The organism is Enteroscipio rubneri (assembly GCF_963929405.1).
Taxonomy (GTDB): Bacteria; Actinomycetota; Coriobacteriia; order Coriobacteriales; family Eggerthellaceae; genus Enteroscipio; species Enteroscipio rubneri.
Genome location: NZ_CAWVIN010000003.1, coordinates 643,268 through 662,198 on the forward strand (window position 1 = coordinate 643,268; position 18,931 = coordinate 662,198).

Below are 18,931 nucleotides of genomic sequence, written 5' to 3' on the forward strand. Positions count from 1 at the left end.
TCGGGGTGGTTGACCAGTCGACCGCAGAAAAACTTCCCGTACTCTTCAGTAAATTCGAGACGGAAGGGATTAATCTCGTTTCGAGGCCAGATGTTAGCGTTGTTTCCTGAACTGCGACAACGGCCGCCATCGCCGCCGGCCGTTGTCGTTTTCCCGCCCGACGCGGAACCTCCGGGCAGATGAGGGCGACATACGCCGGTAAGGTCAGTGCGCCTTGTTCGGACCGGCAGGCGCCCACTTCATACGTCTCGTCCCCCTTCCCGCCAACCCCCGAGGTGATCCGCCAGGCGACGGAAGGAGTCCCCCGAGATGCAGTGCTCCATGCGGCAGGCCTCTTCCGACGCGACCTCCGCGTCCACCCCGGCGTCGAGGAGCATCCCCTCGAAGAAGCGATGCTTGGCGAGCGTCTCCTCGGCAAGACGGCGCCCTCCGGAAGTGAGCTTTACATCGTAGCCGACGACGCTCACAAGACCCTCGCACGTCAGGTTGGCAAGCGCCTTGGTGACGCTTGGCTTGGTAACGCCCAAAAACTCCGCCACGTCGACGTTGCGGCATGAGCCGCGCTCGGTGCGAATGACGAGGATGGCCTCGAGGTAGTCCTCGTACGACTTGCGGATAAAGGGGCGGGCGGAACTCTCGTCGAGGTTCCGACGATTTCCTACAGCGCCCATTGAGAGCTCTCCTGCTGCAGACGCACCATGCGGGCAAACAGACCGCCCTGTTCCATAAGGCAGGCGGGAGCGCCTTGTTCGGCGACCCTTCCGGATTCGAGCACCACCACCTTGTCGGCATTCGCCACCGTGCGCATGCGATGAGCGATCACGATGACGGTCTTGCCGGCAAGCAGCCGCGAGAGCGCCTGCTGCACCTCCGTCTCGTTCTCCACATCAAGCGATGCGGTCGCCTCGTCGAGCAAGACTATAGGCGCACCTTTGAGCAGCGCCCGCGCGATCGAGATGCGTTGACGCTCGCCGCCGGAAAGCCGCGCCCCATTCTCCCCGATCATCGTTTCGTAGCCCTGCGGCATACGCGAGACGAACCCATCGCAGTTGGCGGCCCGAGCCGCAGCGAGCACTTCCTCGTCGGTGGCATCGCGCCTTCCCAGGCGGATGTTGCCCATCACGGTGTCGTCGAACAGCAAGACGTCCTGGAACACCACCGAGAAATCGCGCAGCAGCACCTCGGGGTCCACCGTCGCCACGTCTACGCCGCCCACGCTCACGCGCCCAGACGTCGCGTCCCACAGGCGCGCCGCCAGGCGGGCGCACGTCGACTTGCCGGAGCCGGACGGTCCCACGAGCGCCGTGACCTCCCCTTCGCGTGCGGTGAAGCCCACGTGCGAGAGGACCCGCTCGCCGTCCCCGTAGGAGAACGACACGTCGTCGAACACGACGTCGTGACCTTGCGGCGCGTACGTTTCTCCGCCGTTCGCAAGCGGCTCGTCGTAGAAGCTCCTCATGCGCGCGCTCGCCGTCTTCGCCGCAAACAGCTCGGCGATGAGCATGAGACACTGGTCGAACGGCGCGTAGATGCGAGACACCACCAAAAGGAAGCAGAACAGCGTCATGAAGCCGCACGTCCCCTCGAGGACGAAGGCCGCCCCTGCCAGCACGGTGGTGGCGATCCCCAGCCGCAGCACGATCTGCGCGCCGTTCACGCAGATGCCCGTGGCAAGCTCGCCTTTCACGGTCTGGGCCTCCGCCTCGTCGATGTGCGCGCGAATGCCGTCCAGGTAGCGCTCCTCCTGGTTGGTCGCGCGCACCTCGCGCACGCATTCGAGCGCCTCTTGGATATCGTCAGACACAGCAAGGTTCTTCATACGCGTGGCGCGCATGAGAGGCGAAAGGAACCGGCGCGACGCGAACAGCAGCGCGAGCGCCACCGGCGCGCTCCACAGCGCCGCGATGGCAAGCCTCCAGTCGAAGGCTATCAGCCCGACTGCCGCAACGCCCAGCATGATGTAGGCGCCGTAGAGCTCGGGGAGCACGTGGCTGTAGGCGTGCTCGATGGTCTTCACGTCGCCCATGATCGTCTCGGTGAGGTCGGCCAGATCACGCCTGCCGAAGAACGACAGCGGCAGCTTGCGCAGGCGCTCCGCCAGCCCGATGCGCTGGCGACCGCTTTCCTTGTAGATCACGCCGTACTGGTAGTAGTAGGCGAGATACTCGGTGACGAACAGGGCGACGACGAACGCGGCGAGCCCCAGGGCGTACGGGGCGATGTCGGGCAGCGGCGCTCCCGACGTCAGATGGTCGGCGAACGCCCCCATCGCGAGGAACAGGATCCCCACGCCCGCGAACACCGCGATGTTGGACACGGCGGTCCACAGGGCCCCCAGCTTGACGTTGCGAACGCCCTCGTCGGTAAGCCCGTACTTCTCTTTGATGGACATCTAGGCCACCTCCTCGGACGAGATCTTCCAGCTGACCGCCTGCTCGTAGTCGGCCCACATGCGGGCGTACAGACCCCCGGCTGCCAGGAGCTCGTCATGCGTCCCCTGTTCGGCCACGCGCCCCGCGTCGAGCACCACTATCTTGTCGGCGTTGCGCACGGTCGAGAGACGGTGCGCGACCATGAGCACCGTGCGCCCGCGCGCGAGCTCCGAGAACGCCTTCTGGATCCTGGCCTCGTTCTCGGGATCGGCGAACGCCGTCGCCTCGTCGAGCACCACCACGTCGGCGTCCTTCAAGATGGCGCGCGCGAGCATGAGGCGCTGCACCTCGCCGCCGGAGAGGTAGGCGCCTTGCGCGCCATAGACGCTGTCCATTCCCCGGGGAAGCTTCGCAATGATGTCGTCGCACTGCGCTGCGTGCAGCGCCGCCCGCACCTCTTCGCGCGACGCGTCGGGGCGCGCCGCGCGCACGTTCTCGAAGATGCTCTGCTTGAACAGGCGGTTGGCCTGGAACACGAACGCCACGCGGTCCATGAGGTCGTGGGGGTCCATGCCGCGCACGTCCACGCCGCCGACGAGCACGCGGCCCTCGTCCACATCCCAGAAGCGCGGCACGAGGCTTGCCGCCGTGGTCTTGCCGCCGCCGGAAGGCCCCACGAGCGCCACCGTGGAGCCTGCAGGCACCTCGAAGCTCACATGGCTGAGCGCAGGCTCTTCCGCACCTTTGTAAGTGAAGCTCACGTCCTCGAACGCGATCGAGTTGCCCTTGGGCGCCTGCGGGCTCGACGGCGCCTCGATCACGGGAGCCGACAGCACCCCCTCGACGCGAGACACGGCGTCGGCCGCCGATTGGAACGCCTCGGACATGAACATCACGCGCGTCATGGCCGTGGGGACGACCGCCGAGAAGATGGCGTAGAACGCGAAGTTTGCCGCAAACATTCCGAAATCGCCCTCGCCCGGCGCGAGAAGGATCGCCACGGGCACGAGGAACGCCGCCACGCCGTTGATGACGGTCAGCGACAGCGACTGCGGGGTGCGGCACCACTTGACCGCGTAGTCCTGCGCGAGCCGCGTGAAGTCCTGGATGGCGTCGTGGAACGCCTTGAACGAGTGGACCGTCTGCTGGAACACCTTCACCACGGGGATTCCACGCACGTACTCGGTGCCCGTCTTGTTCATCTTGACGAGCGATTCCATGTACTTCGTCATGAAGTCCATGCCGCGCCCGCCCATCATGTAGAACATGCAGCAGAGCGAAAGGACGACGGGCACGAGGCACGCGAGCCCGAGCCTCCAATCGAACGCGAAGAACAGCACGAGCATGCCGGCTATCATGGCCACGGATCCTGCGGTGTCCGGCAGCTTGTGGGCGAGCAGCCCCTCCGTCTCCGCTGCGCACCCGTCCACCACGCGCCGCAGCGCGCCGGAGGCATGCGTGTCGAAGTACCCCAGCGACGTGCGCATCAGATGCTCGACCGCCCTTTTGCGCATGTTGGACGCGCAGCGAAACGCCGCCAGGTGCGTGCACATGAGCCCTGCGAAGTACAGCAGGATGGACGCGACCGAGAAGCCGAGCGCCCACCATCCGTAGGCGGCGATGCTCGTCGCAGCGCTCCAATCCGGCGCGACCGCGATGAGGTCGCGCGCCACGAGCCAGATGCAGACATACGGGCCGAAGCCCACGATCATCGATGCCGCCGAGAGCGCGCAACCCAGGTACGTGAGCGCCTTGCGCGGCCCGGCGAAGTCGAGCAGCCGCCCGACGGCGCCCTGCTTGCGGGACGGCCCTCCCTTTCCGTCCATACGAAACCTCCAATCTTGACCCTGCGCGCCGACGTCTGAATCCAAGACCGTCGACGCACTTGATAGTTAGTTGTGGTAAACATATCATTATGGACGGGTCCTCTCTTCCAAACCCGGAAACAGAAGACATCCTCGAAACTAATCGGGACAGGCACGAAACACAGGAGCAAAAGCATGGGCGCACCGCAATCGAATCTCCCGCAGCATTTGCGGACGTTCGTCGAGCCGCAGATAGAGCAGTTCTCCCTCAGGATGGAGCGCGTTCGCTGCGGTCTGTACGCGACGCTTCCGGAATCGCTCGGCGAGGGGTTCCTCTGGACGGCGGCACTCGGCGAGGACTGCCTTGTCAGCATGCACTCGCTGCGGCTCAAGAAACCGTTCGTCCTCGAGGAGCGCCCGACGGACTTCTCCTGCATCTTCTCCGGATCGCGCGCAACGCTCCAATCGATGCCGAACGTGCCCGCCGAAGCACCCGCAGAGCGCGAGAACCTCGCAGCGTTCTCGCAGGCGGGCGGAACGACGCGCTGCCTTTTGCAGGAGGGAGTTCTCTACGAGTCGACGAGCATCACCTACACGCCTGGCTACTTCGACGGCATGAGAAAGAGGTTCCCCGACGATTTCAGGGACGTCGAAGCGGCGATCCGCGCGGGCGTCGCCGCGAACCCTCCCGCCGAGATGCGCTTCATCCTGAGATCGTTCACCCCCGAGCGGGCGTCGCTGCCCGGAGCCGCGCCGTACTTCCACGCGAAGGCGCTCGAAGCGGTTATCGCCCTTTCCGCCCAGCCCGACCCTGACGCCGACGACGAAACGATGCGCGGGGATCGCGCGCTCGTGGAACGCGCGGAAAAGATCATCGCAACGCGGTTTTCCGAGGGGCTCACCGCAAAAGCGATCGCGGACGAGCTCTACGTGAGCCGATCGCGGCTCTATGGCGCATTCAAGAACGTACGCGGGGCAGGCGTGGCGGAAACCCTACGGGCGGAGCGCATGAAGGCGGCCTGCGGCCTTCTTAGCTCCGGGAAGGCGAGCGTGGCGAACGTGGCGCGCGCGGTGGGATACGCACGCGTCTCGGCGTTCGACGAGGCCTTTCGCCGAACGTTCGGATGCCCGCCATCCCAGTGGCAGCGCCGCAGCTCCGAGCGCCTGGAAAACTAATCAATTTTTCTTGTAGAGAACGCGGCGTTTTAGAGCATGCGCGGCTGCCCAGAGTTGCAGCTCTATGCGTATCCGACAAAATGGATTGTTGTTTCATAAGGCTAACTTTATGCAGGGCACGGCGGCCAAAGATCCGCACGGGAAAGGATTCGCACATGAAGATCACCGGAAACGCATCCGCCTCCGCACCGAAAACGGGAGGGAGGCTCGCAGGAAAAGACTTCATCAACATAGGCATCTTCACGGCGATCTACTTCGTCGTCGTGTTTGCCGTGGCGTGCCTGGGGTTCATCCCCATCCTCATGGCGGCGATCTGCGGAATCGTTCCGCTCTTCGCGGGCATCCCGTACATGCTTTTCCTCACGCGCGCCCGTAAGTTCGGAATGATCACGATACTCGGCCTGCTCATCGGCATCATCATGTTCATCACCGGCATGGGGTACTTCTCCATCGCGACGGGTCTCGTTTTCGGGCTCATCGCCGACCTCGTCTGGAAATCAGGCGGCTATGCGTCGGCATCGCGCGCCATCCTGTCTCACGGCATATTCAGTTGCTGGATCATCGGCAACTTCCTCCCCTTCCTCCTCACCGCCAACACGTACCTCCCCACCGTCCGCGCCCAATACGGCGACGCCTACGTGGACGAACTCATGACCTACCTGCAACCGGAGCTCTATCCGGTCCTGCTCGCAGCGTGCTTCGTCACGGGGGTCGTCGGCGGCTTCATAGGGCGCGCCATCCTGAAGAAGCATTTCAAGCGCGCGGGCATCGCATAGGGCATCGCGAGAGGGTCTTGGACAATGGAGCTGCTTCGGTCAAAGGCGGGAGAGCGGACGGTACGGCTCGACCCGCGCACGAAGATTGTGATGCTGTTCGCGGTTTCGACGGTGCTCCTGCTCGGAGGGAACGGAGGGGCGATGTTCGCCGTGCGCACGGCGATGCTGCTGTTTCCGTTCGGGCTGCTCGCGATATCGGGGCGCGTGCGCGCGGCGGGGCTCATGCTCGCGGCGTATCTCGGGACCTGCGCGCTTGCCGCGTTTGCCGCACCCGCGCTTGAAGGCTTCACGAACGCGATCATCGTGGCAACGGCAACAGTGGTCTCCCGCTTCGTGCCCACGCTCGCGCTCGCGTATTTCGTGTTCGCCACGACGACGGTGTCCGAGTTCATGGCGGCCATGGCGCGCATGCGCATGCCCGACTGGATCACTGTTCCACTATCGGTGCTGTTCAGGTTCTTTCCCACGCTCGGGCAGGAGGCGCGGGCTGTCAACGCCGCCATGCGGATGCGCGGCATCACCCCGATCTCCCGCGGGATCGCTTATGCGGAGAACTGCCTCGTCCCGCTCATGAGCTGCGCCGTCTCCATCGGCGAGGACCTATCTGCGGCCGCTCTGGCCCGAGGGCTCGGCGCGCCCTGGCCGAGGACGAACACCGGCAGCATCGGGTTCACGCCGGTCGATGCCGCGGTTATCGCCGCATCGCTTGTCGCAACGGCAACCCTCGCCTTAAGTCTCTTTTTCCCGGAGGCGATCGCATGAGCAGGGAATCGAAAACCGAATCCCCCGTCCTTTCCATGGACGATGTTTCGTTCTCCTATGCTGGAGGGCGCTACGGGGCAGGCGTCGAGGGGATCTCCTTGTCGCTGGGAAGAGGCGAGGTGGCCTTGCTGTGCGGGCCGTCCGGCTGCGGCAAGACCACCGTCACACGCATCGCGAACGGCCTCGCCCCGCATTTCTACGAAGGGACGGAAACCGGCACCGTGAGCGTGTGCGGCATCGACGTTGCGCGCGAGGAACTATGGGAGACCGCGCGGTACGTCGGCAGCGTCTTTCAGAACCCCAAAACCCAGTTCTACAACGTCGACGTCCGAGGGGAGGTCGCTTTCGGGTGCGAGAATCTGGGGTTCGAACCCTCCGACATCGACCGACGCGTGGACGCTGCGGCAAGGGAGTTCGACCTTGCGCCCCTGATCGACGAGAGCCTCTTCTCTCTTTCGGGTGGTCAGAAGCAGCGCGTGGCGTGCGCGAGCGCCGCGGCGGTATCTCCCGCGCTCGTCGTGCTGGACGAACCGTCCTCCAACCTCGACTTCGAGGCGATCGCGCAGCTTCGCTCGGCTATTGCACGCTGGAAGGCCGAAGGGGTCGCCGTGCTCGTGGCGGAGCACCGAATCCATTACCTCGAGGGAATCGCGGATCACGTGCTTTACCTCGATGACGGCCGCCTCGCGCGCCGATGGACGGCCGACGAGTTCGCGCGACTCGATGACTCCGAGCGCATGCAGCTCGGACTGCGCGCGCGAAGCGTCGACGGCATCTTCCACGGCAACGGTCGCTACAACGCCTCGGCAAAGGCTGAAACGCAAAGGGCGGCGGCCGAGAAAGAAACGGTACGCTTCGAGGGCCTGACGGCGCGCTGCCGGAAGAACGGAGCCTTCGAGAGGATCCTCAAGGTCGACAGCCTCGAGCTTCCCGCCGAGAGCGTCACGGCTCTGGTCGGCTCTTGCGGCGCAGGCAAATCGACGTTCGCCGAAGCAGTATGCGGTCTCAACCGATGCGACGGAACCGTAATTTTGAGAGGAGATCGTTTGGGAAAACGCGCCCGCAGACGCAAATGCTTCATGGTCATGCAGGATGCAAGTCACCAGCTCTTCTCGGAAAGCGTGCTCGACGAGGTGACGCTCGGTATGGAGGGTCCCGATCGGCAGCGGCGCGGCCTCGGCATCCTGCGCGACCTCGACCTCGACGCTTTCGCCGAGGATCACCCCCTGTCGCTCTCGGGCGGGCAGCGTCAGCGCGTCGCCATCGCCCAGGCGCTTGCCACCAACCGTCGGCTCGTCGTTTATGACGAGCCGACGAGCGGACTCGACCTCTTCCACATGCAACAGGTCGCCGAGGGCATTCGCCGTTTGTGCGAACACGGCATCACGCAGGTCGTTATCACGCACGATCCGGAATTCGCGCTATCGTGCTGCACGCACGTCGCCGTAATGGATGGGGGATGCATCACGGAGGTCTACCCGCTCGAAGAGGACGGCATCAACCGGTTAGCATCCTTCTTCTGCTCGAAACACCATGCAGAAGAAAAAAGGGGGCTCGCCAATCCGGCGGACACCCCGACGTCCTTCCTCGCGACAAAAGGGGTGAATCCATGACGGTGTTCGATATACTCGCAAGGAGAAACGCCGACAAGCTGCGCGCCATCAGAGCGGATGGGGCCTCTGTTCGATACCACCTGCGCATGGACGACGGCACGGCGGGCGTCATCGACGCGTTCGAACTGTTCGACGGCGTGTCCCTGGCGTTCAACAGCATTCCCCAGGGCACCGCGACATGGGATGATGTCGAGCCGCTCGAGCTCCAGATCGACTGGTGCTTGCACGGTCGATTCCAGCTTGACGACGGCATCCGTCTCGGAGAAGGCGAGCTTGCCGTGCACGACGAGCGGGTGAGAAAGCGCTCTATGGAATTTCCCGCGCCGCTGTACACGGGGCTCACCATCAGGATCAGCCGGTCAGAGGGAGCGAAAACCCTCTCCCGCTCCCTATCTGCAACCAGTCTCGACTTCGACGTCCTCGCACAACAACTCGCAGGGTCGAGCGGCTGCAAAGTCTATGCGCCCGACCCCTCGATGAAGGCCCTCCTCGAATCGTTTTGGGACATCGACGAACGAGAACCCCTGATGCGGCTACGCCTCAAAACGCTCGAACTCATTGCCCTTGTCAACGCGACCCCTCGTCTTGCCCCGCGGACAGAAGACTACCAGCGAAGAAGCACGATCGACTCTCTTGAACGGGGCATGTGGCTTCTCGGATCGAATCTCGAGCATGACGTCACAGTGGCAGATGCGGCGAAAGCGTCATGCATGGGCATATCCGCCTTCAAGGAAAAGTTTACGAAAACGTTCGGGGTCACGCCGATGGCATTCCGCCGCCAATGCCGCATGGAACGTGCTGCCCAGCTACTTGAAACAACCGAAAAGAGCATCTCAACCGTCGCACTTTCAGTGGGATATCGCAACCCAAGCAAGTTCTCCGCCGCTTTCGCAGCGACCTTCAAGTACTCGCCTTCGGGGTACCGAACCGCAAACCGCTCAGGTAACATGCATCTAACAAATTCTTTTCAGTCACGCGAGTTGAACATGAAGCGCAAACTCTGTCGAACTTGCGCGTCCGGGCCTAAACATTAAAGGCTCGACAGTTCACAGCTCTCAATCCAAGTCGAATCACCCCAAAAGTATCGCGAGTTTACACAGGAATATTGAAGGAAATGCCTTGAACAGCAGAAGCATTCCTTTTGAGTTTCCTCAGGAATGACACTCGGATGATCGACGCTGGCAAGTGTGCCGCCTTCTTCAATGCATCTTTGGGAAAACCCTAGCCAGACGAGAGGTGTTGTCATATCAGGAATAAGATATTTAAGCAGGTCACGCAACAAAGTCATCTTTCACTAAAACACAAGTCGAAAACTCATGCAATGGCGATGCGCAAAACAGCTGAGCTTGAAATGAGTTTTCTCCCGAAGGAGCTAGCGGGATACAACCAACAATGGAAAGCAACAGCGGATAAAACGAGAGCGAAATTGCAAAAGCGGAACACTTTTCTTTTATCGGGTGAAAATAATTATCTGAACAAGTAAAGCCTTCTGATCTGCGATTATTTTAGTACGCAATAGTAAACAAACCACTGGCGATTTTAAGAATGATGAGTTCCTAACGATTTCCCCGAAAACATCGATTTTCGGGGGGAGTTTACTTTAAGTACTGTTAGACGATGTTTAACTATGCTTACCCATAGGTGCTTTGCAAACCACCTGATATTATTCCTACAAGTTTGCATGATGCAGAAAAACGCTCTGTAATCACCCCCTATTCTTAAGGGATCGAAATCATAAAATCCTAGATCAAAAATGAGGAGTAATAAATTGGCTTAAAATGGTAAAACCGAGCGCTTCAAGAGCAGTTACAGTACAAAATTGCAAAACGACCTTGCGAATCAGCGATTACAAGCCCTATTGGGAAAACGGCGACAACGGCGGCGGACGCCGCTGCGGAGCTCAGAAGCCCATGCGGGCATCGCATATCGCCGTGGCCTTCGCCCGACCTTATCGGCCATGGCGAGATGGCTCCCGAAGCGACTTGCGCACGGCGAGGGGCGGCGCATGGCCCTGGTCATCGACACGCGTCCAAGCGGTCAAAGCGATCGCCCGCCGCCTCGCGGCTCGCACCCAGGCGGGAGGCCGCCGTCTTGCAGCTCGGACCCTCGTCGAACAGGCCCGCGGCGACCTCCCCCGCCTACCTACTCCAGCGCATCGCGGCCGCCGCCAAACCGGCGCGCACGTCGCAGGCGCGCCGCCGCCAGCACAGCGACCCCCAGGGCCGCGGCCGCCAGGGCCGCTCCGGCGATCGCGGCCGCAGGGGCGGCGTCGCCGGTCCTCACGAGCGCGCCGCCGTCGTCGCCTGCCGGCGGCAGGGGCTTCGGTCCCGGACCGACCGGCGCGGCATAGGCATTGCAGAACGCCATGTCCTCGGCGCCCTCCACCGAGGCGGTCAGATGGCCCTCCCCGTCGTCGGTCACCGTCACCACGACCTCGTGCCTCGCGTCGTCGTAGGCCACGCCCTCCTGGCCGTCGTCCACCTCGACGATCGTGTAGGTGTAGGTGCCCGCCTGCGTGAACTCGACGGTCGGGAACGTCACCGCGCCGCCCTCGTCGTTCCTCGCCTCGCGGAACACCTCGCCGTCTCGGTCGAGCATCTGGAACGTGAACTGCCCGTCGGCCAGCTCGGCGCCCTCGAGCACCTTGGCGGCGCCCAAGGTCACCGAAGCGGGAGCGGCGACGTAGGAGTTCCGGAACACGATCTCCTCGCTGCTGGCGCTCCACGCCACGGACATCGTGCCGTCGCCGTTATCGGTGACGGTCGCGGTCAGGGGGTGGATCGTGCCATCGTAGGTGACGCCCTCGAGGTCGCCCTCGGGAACCACCTCGGATAGCTCGAACTTGTACGTACCCGGCGCCATGAACGCGATGCCGCCCAGGGACACGTTGCCCTCGGCGTCGTTCACGCCCTCGGAAACCAGCGTGCCGCGCTCGTCGCGCAGCTCGAAGGCGAACTCGCCCTCGACCAGCTCGCGGCCGGTCAGCTGCTTGGTCACCTTCACGGCACCCTCGACGCTCGGGTCGGTGGGCGACACCGGGTCGGTGGGCCGCACCGAGTAGGTGTTCACGAAGGTGAAGTCGGTCGCCTCGCCAGCCGTGCTCTTCGCGACGTCCAGCGTGCCGTCGCCGTTGTCGGTCACCGTCACCTCGATGGTCTTGACCTCGGCATCGTTGACCACGCCCGCTACCGAGCCGCTCTCGGTGATCTCGTAGGCGAAGGTCTTGGTGCGCTGCGCCGCCATCGGGGCGACCTCGGCAGCCTCGCCGGTGGCCTCGTCGACCGTCGGCTCCTCGGGTGCCGCGGCCTCGCTGCCGAACACGTTCTCCATCGTGTACACGATCTTGCCGAAGTCCACGTTGCCGAAGGCGTCGTTTGCCACGGTCTTGGCATCGCCGCTGGATCCCTCGGGCATCGGCGCGCCGCCAGAGCCCTTCATGGTGAAGGAGAATTTGCCCGTGATGTCCGGCGGGGTCAAGCCGTCGGCAGCATCCAGCGCCTTTGCTCCCTTGATGGAGATCGCAGCCGACTCGGAAGCGCCATAGGTGTTCACGAAAGCCATTTCGGGCTGGCTCACCTTGGCGGTCAGCGCGCCCTCGCCGTCGTCGGTCACCTCGACCGCGAAGCTGAAGCTCTTCTCGACAGCCGCCACGCCGCCGTCGAGCGAAGCCTCGTCCTCGGCGACGATGTACTGGTAGGCGTACACGGCAACTCCGTCAGCGCCCTCGGTGCGCGTGGCCGCGCCGCTTGCGGCATCGGAGTTCAGCTTCTCCGTTGTGTAGACGATGGGATCGAAGGCCACGGTTCCATCGGCCGCATTGGTGCCGCGCGCAACCTCCGCACCGTTCTTGTCCGTCACCACGAACGAGAACTCGCCATCGGCCATCGGGCGTCCGATCAGCTCCTTGGAGGCCACGATCTGCGCCTCGCCCTCGCCGCCGACCGTTGCGGAATCGGCCTCGTAAGCGTTGTCGAACGCCAGCTGCACCGGTTCGCTTGCGGCGCGCGAGGCGGCTTCGCCGGTATGCGTGGCCGCAAGCTCGCCGTTCACGTACACGTCCACGGTTAGCGCGCCGTCGCCGCCGTCCGACACCGCGAACCTCAAATCGTACACGGTGTCATCGTAGGTGTAGCCCTTCGCGCCGTCGTCGATCTCGGACACCTTGTAGGTGTACGTCTTGCCCGCATCGGCCTTCTCGAACACCAGACCGGTGGAGACGGGCACGACATCGGTGGCAATGTTGCCGTCAAGCTCGGCATCGCCGGTGGTGTACTCCTTGTTCCCGCCCAACTTGTCGATGGAAGCCTGGTCCTGGCCTTCCATCCTGAAGTCGAACTGCCCGGCTTTGATGGCATGCCCGGTGAGGTTCTTCACGATCTCCAAGCCGCCGCCCGCAACCGTGTCGAAGTCAACTTCGCCCGTGTCGTACGTGTTGACGAAGGTGCCATCCGCCACGGTCGCGCTGGCAACCAGCTTGCCGGCGCCGAGGTCGGTCACGGTAACCTCCACCTTGGCGGTGTTGGTGGCGTACGCGATGCCCGCGTTGCCGCCCGCAACCTCGTTGACCTCGTACTCGTAGGTGCCCGCAGCCGCGTACTCGATCGCGCCGAAGTCGAACTTCGCGGTCTTGCCGTCATCCTCGGTCGGAGCGTTCACGACAACGGTATCCACCGCATTGCCCTCGGCATCGGTCGGCATCGGCGCGTCGCCGACGGGCGTCAGCGTGAACTCGAACGCATAGTCGTCGGTCCATTCGCGGCCCTCGAACACTTTGGCGAGCTGGAAGCCGGCGGGCACGCCCGTGGCGGCCTCGGCGTCGTAGGTGTTCGTGAACGCAGCCACGCCGTCGATGGTGGCCACCAGCTGGCCCTTGCCGTTGTCCGTCACCTCAACGGCGATGGTCTTGGACGCGGCGTCGTACGTCCAGCCCGCAGGCGCGTCACCCTGCGCCTCGTCCTCAACAACCTGGAACTGGTAGATTCCCTTGGCCTTGAAGGTGAACATGCCGAAGTTCGCGGTCTTCTTATCGCCCGCGCCGAAGTTCTCGGTCACGGAAGCCTTGTCCGCGCCCTCGGCAGCCTCGACGTTGTTCCACTTGGCGTCGTCGGGGTTCACCTTGCTCAGCGTGAAGTTGAAGTCGGCCTCGGTGCCCTTGCCCTCAACCGTCTTCTCAACGCTCAGATGCTGCGTGGCGTCGTCGCCACCCACAATTACGGGTTCGGCCTTGTAGCTGTTGGTGAACGTGGGGTTGTTGCCGGAAACGGCGTTCACATGCAGCGCGCCGTCATATTCGTCCTGGGCGTTCCGCGGGCTCACGGTCACAGTGATGGTGTACGTGCTTTCGTCGTACGTCCAGCCGTCGACACCCTGGCCGCCCTGGTTTTCCGTCACCTCAAAGGTATACTCGCCAGCCTCGACGAAGGTCAACGTGCCGAAGGAAATCGGCGTGGAAGAGCCGTCCGCCAGCGTGCCGCTAGTGGAGGCGGTCATCTCGCCGTTCTCGTCCAAGCCCTCAACGTTGGCGGCGTTGTTCGAGGTCAGCCTCAGCGTGAAGTCGAACCGCGCATCGGTGTCGGCGCCCTCAACCTTCTTGGTCACGCTCAGCGCCGTGCCGCCCTCAAGCACAGCGGGAGTGGGCTCGTACACGTTGGTGAACGAAACCTTGGCCGCCTGACCCTCGTCGGAGTTGTAGGTGCCCACAAGTTCGGGCGTGCCAAGTTCGCCCTCGGCGTTGGCGGTTCGGTGCACCTTGGTCACGGTGTGCATGGTGCCGTCAAGGTCGTCCACGACCTCGATGTCAACGCGGTAGGTGTTCTGGTCGTAGGTCAGCGAGGGCTTCTGCTGCGCAGGCGGCACCTCGTCGACGATGTAGGAATACGTCTTGCCCGCATCGGACTGGGTGAACGTCAAGCCGAGCAGCTTGGCAGCGCTCCACTCGGCACCCTCTGCGCTATCGCCGTTGGTGAAGCGCTTGTCCTTGTCGGACAGCTTGGCGTTGGCATCGGCCGCGGAAACCGTGTCGGACGCAACGCCCTCGATGGTGAACTCGAATTCGCCCGCGAACATCGGACGACCCTGCGTGGTCTTCGCCACGGCCAAGCCGCCGGCATTGCCATAGCTCATCGAAGCGGTGTAAACGTTCGTAAACGCGTTGCCTGCGGCATCGACATTGGTGCCGTAATCGACAGCAGCCTCAAGCGCGCCCGTTTCCTTGTTCAGGGTCACGTTCACGGTCACGGTGCAGTCGTGCGTGTCGTAGTTCACACCACCGGCCTTGTCAGCCTCGGCGGGCACGTTCTCGCTCATGGCGAACGTATAGGTGCCCACCTTGGTGAAGGCGATGTCGCCGAAGTTGAAGTCAACGGCAACGCCGTCCTCGCCGCCCTTCGCGGCGGTGGAGGTCAGGCCGTCGGTGGTGATACCCCTCACCGTGCCGTTGTTGATGGCGGCAACCGTGTTGCCCGTCGGCGTCAGCCGGAAGGTGAACTCTTCGCCCTCAAGCATGTCGCGCCCGGTCATGGTCTTGGTGCCCGCAACGGCGGTGTCGCCGGAAAGCGTGGCGGAATCGGGGGTGTAGCTGTTGGCGAACGCAATGGCGTCGGCATCGCCCTCCGCCGTGGAATACGTCGGGGTGGCGGTGATGTGCGCGTGGGCGTCATCGCCCTCGCCCTCCGTCTCTTCGGTCACTTCAACCTTGACGGTGTAGACCGTCTTATCGTAGCTCATGCTCTCTTCGGTGCCCGCGACCTCGGCCACTTCGTACACGTAGGTGTTGCCCACGCATGCGGGGCCGAAGATGATATCGGGGAAGTTGAACGCGTCGGCCACGTTGCCCTGCTGCATGGTGGTGCCTTCGGCACCGAGGGGCATCGGCACGTCAGCCGCAGAGATGGTCAGGTTCTGGTCGGAACCGCCATCGGTAACGTAACCGCCCTTCGCTTTCAGCTGAAAGGTGAACTTGTTCTGGTCGATGGGGTTGCCTCCCTGGCCGCCCTCGGCCACGGAGTTATCCGTGTAGCCCTTCGTGCCTTCGAGGTTCAGCACGGCATCGCTATCGATGGTGTAGACGTTGTTGAACACGGCGGTGTTGCCGTCGGCGATCTCGGGCTCAACCAGTTCAATGCCATCGTCGCCCGTCAGCTTCTCGACTTCGGGCGTAGCCGTCATGGTGCCGTCGCCGTTATCGACCACGCGCACAATCACGCGCCACTGCGCAGCGGAGTAGTTCACGCCCACCAGGTTGCCGCGCTGCTCGGTGATGGAGTAGCGGTATTCGCCGGGCTTGGTGTACGTGATGGCGCCGAAAGCGGCTGTGTGATCCGCGGTGTTCTTGCTGACAGTCACCGTTGCCGGGTTGGGCAGCGGGGCGCTGTCCGTGGTTCCAATGGTGAAGGCGAACTCGTCACCATCGCGCCAATCGCGGCCGGTGAAGCCCTTCCGCACCTTCAAGGTGCCGTCAGCCAGCTGGGTTTCCGCGGCCTTGTATTCGTTGACGAACTGAGCCGTGGCAATTTCGCCCGCCGCAAACGTGCCAACGGTACCAGTTGTTTGGTCGGCCACCTGAGTGAAGCCCGCAACCGGCTGCTCGGTTACGTTGTAAGCGCCACCCGCAGGCAAGCCGTAAATGTAGAGAACCTGATTGGGCTTGATGGCATGCGCGGCTTTGCCGTCCGAAACGTCTACGGCGAAGCCCGGGTCGCTCACAACAGCCCCGTTCTGCTTCACCTCGGCCTTGTACACGCCATCGGGCACGTTCTCAAACGCCATGTCGAACGTGAAGTCGGTGTCCGTGTAGCTGGAGGCATCGAAGCCTTCCGCCGCAGTGATGTTCTTCTTCACTTCAAGCGTGGCGCCCTGCTCGACGGGCACCTTGCCGTTGTTGCCGAGCGAGACGACGATGCCGCTTTGGTCGTCGTTCCAGCTGGGCGAGATGAATCTCCCGGCAGTGCCGGTAATATTAGAATCCTTTTCAGCGATGAAATCGTTCGTGCGATTCAAACGCGGAGCACCCGCCTTCATGAAGGCATTGCCATCACTATCGGCACTCCAGTTGTTGGCATGCTGGCTCTGGAACACACTCACAGGGATGGCGATAGCCTCTGTCTGCGCCGTGCCGACAGTGCCGTCCTGCGTGTAGAACTCATTCTTGTAGTACACGGTTTCGGTCTGCCGACCTTCGATATCATTCCGGGTGGCACGCTTCGTGCACCCTTCGTCGGTGTACAGCGGCGTGTCCTGGGTGAAGTAGTAGAACTTGTTGGTGGACGCAGGCGTGAACGTGGCGGTAGTGCCAGCGGTTTTCGCGTCGCGATTCCAGTCGTTGGAATAGAAGGCCACGGTGCCGTCTTCGGTCTTGTTGGCGGCGATGTAGGCGCTCATCGCGTTATCGGGGTTGTTCACCTTGTCCTGCACGCCATCCTGCAAGCCCACGCTGTAGAACACTCGGATGGGATACGCCTCATCCGTCTCGAACGTGGTGCTGCCGTTTTCCGTCTTGACCGTGTAGTTGCGCAGCGGGATGAGCTGAGCGGGGATCTTCACCTCCACGGTGTCACCCTTGCCGTTTACACCCGGCGTGACCTTCATGATGAGGTTCGAGAGGTTCGCGTTCGGGTAGACGGGATTGCCCGACACCTGGCTCTCGAACGTGTAGGTGTACGAGCCATCGTCGGCCACCCCGGACTTCTGCCCCGTGAACTCCTGGTTCGCGAAGACGACCGTCGCCGTATCGCCCTTGACCTCCATGTAGTCGCCGAGCGTGTCGGTGAACGTGATGTACCCGCCATTAGCCCCGGCGAAACCCTCCTCGGTATCAACCTGAGTGGGCGAACCGGCGGCAGTCGCCTGCTCGTCGAAGATTTCCTGGAAGATGCGGTTCAACGATGCGGCGTCAGTTGCGGCCTTGTAGTAGTCGCCTTCAACGCGATTATCGCCCCATGTAACATTCAAAGTGTTCCAGCCGCTCTCTTCTCCCCAACCACCTTGCTGCCATCCACTATACGTAGCCGTAGCATTGGGATAATTGCTGGAAACAGCGTTCATGAACTTGTTGATGTTTTGGGATGTATCGCTAGGGTCGGCACCTTCGACCATCCCGACGCTGTAAATGATAACACCGGATTCTTTCATGGTATTCGCCGTATTGATGGCTCCAGCGGCAAGGTCGGCATCCCAGTTACGATTCGCCTTGGAAGGCTCGCCATCCGTGAAGAAGATGACAACCTGCTGGGCATTCTCGCGCGCGTCGGAAAGCGCCTGACGAGCGGATTCCATGCCCTTGTTGGAATATGTGTTGCCGCCATCTTCGTAATTAACTTCGTTCACAATACTGTGAAGCTCGGCGGCATTTTGAGGATTCGCGTAGGTAAGGTGCTTTTCAATCCTCGCTTCGTCAGCGTAGGTAACAAGCGCGATGCGATGCTGAAGATCGCCAGACAGCTCCTTGTTCGCGTCGACGGCATAGTCGATGAAGTCGTTGGCGGCGTTCTTTAGAGCCTCGATGCGGCTCAAGCCACCGATCTTCTCATAGAACTGCGTGCCTTGACGGTCGCCCACGAAGGCCTTCGGGGTTACGGAGTTCCAGCGACCGCCCAGCACACCGCCGTAGTAACCCCACTCGTTCTCCTGCGCGTTCCACTGAAGCTCTTCATAGCTTCCTCCAAAGAAGCCCCCGTCGTAATAATAGTAGGTCTTGCTCGTATCCAAATTGTCGGCATAAACCTCAACGTAAGACTCTTCGGAATCCGTCTGGCGCATAGAATAGGACTCGTCCATAACAAGCACGATATCCAATGGCTTGCCGGAAACGGAAGTCAGGTTGGAAGTTGAGGAAAGTGCCGAGAGGCCCACGAGGAAGTCGGCGCCGTCGGCTTTGTCCACCTTGATGCTGCCTGACGTGCTGCCGGACAGCGTGATGTCATCTGTTTGAACCGTCTTGTCGGTCCAGATACGACCGACGTTCTCGGTGCTGTTTCGCACGTGGCCCACCCACGTATCAAGCGTGGATTGATCGGCCACCACAGCGCTCTTGTCGGCGAATGCCAAACCCGGCACAAACGAGAGGACGAAGGCGATTGCGGCTAAACAGGCGATTAGCCTAGAACTGCGCCCCCCCCCCATCTGCCTTATCTCAATCCTCCCATCAACCATAATCTGCTCCGTTCCTCACAATTCAGTTCCATCGCTTGGTAACAGGCATCGGCGCTGCACGACGCCATGTATGCCTTCGTCGCAATTATATAAAGGGAATGGCAGGTAAAATGTCGCTCGCAACGCAAAGACGCGCGCTCATATTCTCTGATACCCCCCCCCATCAGGATGAAGGCTAGTGTTAACCTGATTAAAACACCCATTTGAAGAAGCGAAATATTCAAAAATTTTCCATATTGATCAAGCGAGGCCATGGTGGATCTTTACGATATCCGTAT

General features: G+C 62.3%; 9 protein-coding genes. 5 read left to right on the top strand and 4 right to left on the bottom strand.

Annotated features, from left to right (window positions below; translation table 11 throughout):
- Window positions 1–239: 239 nt before the first annotated feature.
- Genes ABGT83_RS09830 through ABGT83_RS09840 form a run of 3 tightly spaced genes read right to left on the bottom strand, consistent with a single transcriptional unit; the run spans window position 240 to window position 4,198 of the window.
- Entirely contained in the window at window positions 240–671 is a 432-nt protein-coding gene (locus ABGT83_RS09830; protein WP_301154587.1) for a metal-dependent transcriptional regulator, read from the bottom strand.
- On the bottom strand, window positions 659–2,392 hold the full coding sequence (locus ABGT83_RS09835) for an ABC transporter ATP-binding protein (protein ID WP_346687322.1): 1,734 nt from the start codon (window positions 2,390–2,392) through the stop codon (window positions 659–661). Before ABGT83_RS09835 ends, ABGT83_RS09830 begins: the two co-directional genes overlap by 13 nt.
- Window positions 2,393–4,198: an ABC transporter ATP-binding protein gene (locus ABGT83_RS09840; protein WP_346687324.1), complete on the bottom strand. Its 1,806-nt coding sequence runs from the start codon at window positions 4,196–4,198 to the stop codon at window positions 2,393–2,395.
- Window positions 4,199–4,372: 174 nt separating this feature from the next.
- Here ABGT83_RS09840 and ABGT83_RS09845 point away from each other — a divergent pair, with 174 nt between their 5' ends.
- From ABGT83_RS09845 to ABGT83_RS09865, 5 genes are all read left to right on the top strand, one after another.
- Entirely contained in the window at window positions 4,373–5,353 is a 981-nt protein-coding gene (locus ABGT83_RS09845; RefSeq protein WP_346687326.1) for a helix-turn-helix domain-containing protein, read from the top strand.
- Between the two features lie 155 nt (window positions 5,354–5,508).
- Window positions 5,509–6,129 (top strand): MptD family putative ECF transporter S component, encoded by a 621-nt coding sequence (locus ABGT83_RS09850; protein WP_087192219.1) that lies wholly within the window; start codon window positions 5,509–5,511, stop codon window positions 6,127–6,129.
- A 24-nt stretch (window positions 6,130–6,153) separates the two neighbouring features.
- The gene (locus tag ABGT83_RS09855) at window positions 6,154–6,891 is read left to right on the top strand and encodes an energy-coupling factor transporter transmembrane component T (RefSeq protein WP_087192220.1); all 738 of its coding nucleotides are present in this window, start codon (window positions 6,154–6,156) and stop codon (window positions 6,889–6,891) included.
- The gene (locus ABGT83_RS09860; RefSeq protein ID WP_346687329.1) at window positions 6,888–8,504 is read left to right on the top strand and encodes an ABC transporter ATP-binding protein; all 1,617 of its coding nucleotides are present in this window, start codon (window positions 6,888–6,890) and stop codon (window positions 8,502–8,504) included. The genes ABGT83_RS09855 and ABGT83_RS09860 overlap by 4 nt, the downstream gene beginning before the upstream one ends.
- The gene (locus tag ABGT83_RS09865; RefSeq protein ID WP_301154581.1) at window positions 8,501–9,538 is read left to right on the top strand and encodes a helix-turn-helix domain-containing protein; all 1,038 of its coding nucleotides are present in this window, start codon (window positions 8,501–8,503) and stop codon (window positions 9,536–9,538) included. The genes ABGT83_RS09860 and ABGT83_RS09865 overlap by 4 nt, the downstream gene beginning before the upstream one ends.
- Before the next feature lie 1,108 nt (window positions 9,539–10,646).
- On the opposite strand, the gene ABGT83_RS09870 is transcribed toward ABGT83_RS09865, so the two are convergent.
- Window positions 10,647–18,653, bottom strand: a complete 8,007-nt coding sequence (locus ABGT83_RS09870) for a Spy0128 family protein (RefSeq protein WP_346687332.1) — start codon at window positions 18,651–18,653, stop codon at window positions 10,647–10,649.
- Window positions 18,654–18,931: the final 278 nt, after the last annotated feature.